The following is a 3,775-nucleotide window of genomic DNA, read 5'->3' as shown; positions in this document are numbered from 1 at the left end:
ATATTAGATTGTGAGTTAGAATCTAATATTTGTTCTTCGTAAGTAGATTTGTCATTATTTCTGTTGTCAATATATAAATTATGTCGCTGGAACGAGCGCAAAATTGTAACAGAAAGTAGTGGATATATAATTGCTGCAGCTAATACATCCGTAGGGAAATGAGCAGCGACAATAATACGTGAAACAGCAACTATAACAACAAGAATTGCGCTAAAAAGTAATCCAAATTGAATTGATGATGGTTTATTGATGTAAAGAATCAACATTGCCATAACGCAAACTGCTACAGCTGCTGAAGTGTGTCCACTTGGGAAACTTGGATCAGTTGGTAATTTAATATTCAAACCAATGTACGGACGCGGACGATTTACAGCAAATTTAACTGCAAAAATGTAAATCATAGGAAGAAGCGAAATTAAAAGTTGAATTATTGTCATCTTCCAATTTTTATTTATAAATAATGAAAGCACTGCTAATAAAACAAGTATTGCTATGCAACCCTTAGTTGAAAAAACTAAAGCTAATATTTTTGAAATACTGAGAATTACAGAGGGGACACTCTTGTGGAACCAGGAGACTATGGATGATTCATAAGTGCGCTCTTTACTCGTAACTAATAGTGCTTTTCCTAAGAACGGAATAACAACTGCGAGTAATAGTGTAAAAATAGTAGCGGAATTTCTAGTGAAAACCGATAATCCGCTGTGATTACTGTTATTTTTCTGCATCATACTTGTTAAGATTACACGCACAATGATGTAAATGCACGTTGGAGAGTACGAAATAATATGTATAAAAAAGAAAATATATTAGAAGAAAAGCGTGTGGTAGTTGAACACCGTACCCGGTGACGAGTACTATGATGAACAGATAGAAAGGGTTTACCATGAGCGTGTTTGACCGATTTGAGAAGAGCGTGGAAGGTGCAATGAACAGCGTCTTCGCAAAATTCGGCTCCAAAGATTTGCAGCCAGTCGATTTTTCGAGTGCTTTGGAACGTGAAATTGACGCTGAAGCCATGCCTATTGGCAGAGATCACACAGTTGCTCCAAATGAGTACCGTTTTAAGCTGAGTACGCCTGATTTTGATCATATTGAACAATGGGGTAGTGAAGCATTAGCTAATGAGCTTGCAGATAATCTTACTCAATATGCTAAGAGTCAGCATTATGCTTTCGTAGGACCTGTAGTTGTTATTTTTGAAGAGGATTTGGAATTAACTAAAGGTAATTTCCATTTGACATCTGAATCTGTTCAGGGTAATGCTGTTCCTGTTACTACTGAGGATCAATCGCAGAATCACCCGATGCTTGAAATTAATGGTAACCAGTACTTGCTTACAAAGGATCGTACTATTTTAGGACGTGGGTCTGGTTGCGATATTGTAATAGATGATCCAGGTATTTCTCGTCATCATCTTGGTATTGATATAACTCCTGACGGTGTTATTGCTCGTGATCTTGGATCTACGAATGGTACATATGTAGAAGGTCATCAGGTTCCTGCAGCAACATTGGTTGATGGCAACACTATTACTATTGGTCGTACGCGTATTCTTTATTGGGCATCGTCTCAAGACCAGGAGTAATAAGTATTTCCGAGCTAGGAGACGATAACGCGCATGATGTTTACTGAATTAACGTTTGCAATACTTAAGTATGGCTTTTTAGTCTTACTTTGGATTTTTGTATGGTGCGCTATCCGTTCGCTTCGCTGCGATATTGAAGTATTTAGTCCTAAAAAATCTCGTTTTTGGAAGAAAAGTTCTCGTCGTAATTCTCGTGAAGCAAAGTTTTCACAAGTTATGCAAGTGCGTGAGACGCCAGTATTTGCCAAAGCAGAAAATCAAGAAAATACATCCGGTTCTCCAACTTTGTTAGTTGTTATTGATGGACCTTTGGCAGGATTTTCATTCCCATTGAACGCTGCTGGTGTGACTCTTGGTCGTGCTGCTTCTAATACAGTCGTATTAAATGATGAATTTGTATCTTCACACCATGCTCGTGTTTATTTTAATCAATCAGTTAATTCTTGGGTTCTTGAAGATTTAGGCAGCACAAATGGAACCATGATTGGTCATAATCGTGTTACTGAGCCTGTTATATTAGCTCCGCGTACTTCTGTGCGAATCGGCGCAACAATGTTTGAATTGAGGTAACAAATGAAACAAATCAATTCAAATAACGAAGAAGAAATTCAGACCGCAGTTACTGGGCAAATAGAAAAAATATCATCTATAACAGATAAAAATGATATTAAAGAAAATCGCGCAAATTCTGTAGAAAAAATACTTTTTATGTATGCTACGGCTGTCAGTGATGTTGGAACTGTTCGTAGTAATAATCAAGATTCTGCATTTGCTGGTGAACATTTAGCTGCAATTTGCGACGGAATGGGTGGTCATGCTGGAGGAGATACAGCTTCTACTATAGCGATTCGTTCTCTTGCACATATTGAACAAGATTCAAGACCGCATGATGTTAAAACTGTTTCTTCAATGATGGAAACATCGATTATGGCTGCTCATGATGCGATTGTTGGTAAAGCTAAGCGTGAGCGCCGTCTTGCTGGAATGGGAACGACAGTTACTGCAGTAACTCTTGTAAGAGGATACTGGGTTCTGGCTCATTTAGGTGATTCTAGAGCGTATCTACTAAGAGATAATCATCTTATGCGCATGACTACTGATCATAGTTATGTTCAGCATTTGATTGATACAGGTCATATTACGCCTGAAGAAGCGCGAAATCATCCTCAACGAAATGTTGTTATGCGAGTACTAGGTGATTTTGATATAGATCCTCGTCCTGATATTGCTTTGCGTTCAGCTCATCCTTCTGATCGTTGGCTTCTTTGCTCTGATGGATTGTGTGGAGTTCTTGAAGATTCAACTATTCAAGATGTGATGAGTAGTATTTCTAATCAAGAAGAATGCGCTCAAAAATTAGTATCTATGGCACTTCGTGCTGGTAGTACAGATAATGTTACAGCCGTTATTGCAGATGCAACGCTTGCACTTGATGCTGATGCATTTGATCTTCCGCATCAAACTCCACTTATTGGAGGAGCTGCAAGTAAGGATCTCGAGTCAATTGCAGATATCGTAAATAAAGCAGTAGCTTCAGCACCGGCATTGCGCGAAGATAAGAATTCACCAGCTCAAAGAGCAGCCGCGCTAGCTCAAGATGATGATAATTCTAAAAATCCAGATGAAGGAACAATATCTATTACAAGAATTGTGCAACCTTCACACATTCGTGAAGAAGTTGGAGAATTACATACACCTGACACTAATGAGATTCCTATAGTCAAAAAAAAGAATGGTAAAGTTTCAACAGATCCTCATGATCCAGATGTTGCTCGTGCTGTTAAACATGAGCAGGATGAGGCACATCGTGCTCATTCCTTGAGGCGTAGATGGACTCGCATAGGCATATCTTTGGGAATATTACTAGTATTATTTGTTATTTCTGGAGTAGGCTACGGAGTATATGCGTGGACTCAAACGCAATATTATATTGGAAAAGACAGTAACAAAGTTGTTATTTATCAAGGAGTGCCAACAAATATTTTTGGTATTGCATTATCTCACAAAGTGGAATCTACTGACATCCCTGTTAATAAACTAGATAAATCTTGGCAGGATCAATTAAAAGAAGGTATTAGTTTTGGCAGCTTAGTTGAGGCTCGTGGTCATGCTTCGTTAATTCGTCGAGAAATGCGTGCGCGAGAACAAGAAAAACTTAATGAACAGAATCAAAAGAAATTAGAAAAT

The 3,775-nt window shown here is 38.2% G+C and carries 4 protein-coding genes; 3 read left to right on the top strand and 1 reads right to left on the bottom strand.

Going from position 1 to position 3,775, the window contains the following annotated elements; genetic code table 11:
- Positions 1-731, bottom strand: a 731-nt coding sequence (locus tag A5295_RS03235; RefSeq protein WP_064621685.1) for a phosphatase PAP2 family protein, incomplete at its 3' end; no start/stop codon positions are given.
- A gap of 155 nt (positions 732-886) precedes the next feature.
- Here A5295_RS03235 and A5295_RS03230 point away from each other — a divergent pair.
- From A5295_RS03230 to A5295_RS03220, 3 genes are all read left to right on the top strand, one after another.
- On the top strand, positions 887-1,588 hold the full coding sequence (locus tag A5295_RS03230) for a DUF3662 and FHA domain-containing protein (protein ID WP_012913694.1): 702 nt from the start codon (positions 887-889) through the stop codon (positions 1,586-1,588).
- A gap of 33 nt (positions 1,589-1,621) precedes the next feature.
- Positions 1,622-2,158, top strand: a complete 537-nt coding sequence (locus A5295_RS03225; protein WP_064621684.1) for an FHA domain-containing protein — start codon at positions 1,622-1,624, stop codon at positions 2,156-2,158.
- Between the two features lie 3 nt (positions 2,159-2,161).
- A partial coding sequence (locus A5295_RS03220) for a protein phosphatase 2C domain-containing protein (protein WP_064621683.1) occupies positions 2,162-3,775 on the top strand: 1,614 nt, incomplete at its 3' end.

The organism is Gardnerella sp. 26-12, assembly GCF_001660745.1.
Lineage (GTDB): Bacteria > Actinomycetota > Actinomycetes > Actinomycetales > Bifidobacteriaceae > Bifidobacterium > Bifidobacterium swidsinskii.
Note: the sequence above shows the minus strand (reverse complement) of the source record. Positions and strands in the feature narration are given on the sequence as shown.

Bases quoted from the DNA above. Each gene is read 5' to 3' on its own strand.
- A5295_RS03230 (WP_012913694.1), top strand. From the start codon at position 887: ATGAGCGTGTTTGACCGATTTGAGAAGAGCGTGGAAGGTGCAATGAAC.
- A5295_RS03225 (WP_064621684.1), top strand. From the start codon at position 1,622: ATGATGTTTACTGAATTAACGTTTGCAATACTTAAGTATGGCTTTTTA.